The following is a 416-nucleotide window of genomic DNA, read 5'->3' as shown; positions in this document are numbered from 1 at the left end:
CCCCGGCCCCGACCACCCGCCGCATCCTTATGGAATGCACCGACTGCGGCCGCCCCGGCCGCCCCGAACACCTCCCCGACGGCCTCTGCCGCCCCTGCCGCACCACCCACACCGCCGAAGCCCCGGCCCAACCCGCCGAAGTCCCCGAAGTCGCCGACATCAAGGCGCGCATGGCCAACCTCCGCGACCTCCTCAAACCTGTCTGAGGACCAGCAGCATGGGATCGCCGGGGATCGCCCAAGTGCTTTGCCCTGGGACCTGACGACGCCTCTCGCACAGCCCTGGCGGAGACCCGGGGCGCCGGGACCGTGAGAAGCGACGGAAAGCCTGCGAACGCTCCCGGTCTCCGCTGCGCAGTGACTAATCTGCGGAGAGAGTGAGCCTCCGGCCCGCGAGAAGAGGCACACCCGTCGCAG

General features: G+C 70.9%; 1 pseudogene. It reads left to right on the top strand.

The features are described 5' to 3' along the window. Positions 1–206 (top strand): annotated as a pseudogene (locus tag RNB18_RS52820) (MarR family transcriptional regulator); the annotation flags it as partial. Positions 207–416: the final 210 nt, after the last annotated feature.

This window comes from Streptomyces doebereineriae (assembly GCF_031845645.1).
GTDB lineage: Bacteria > Actinomycetota > Actinomycetes > Streptomycetales > Streptomycetaceae > Streptomyces > Streptomyces canus.
Note: the sequence above shows the minus strand (reverse complement) of the source record. Positions and strands in the feature narration are given on the sequence as shown.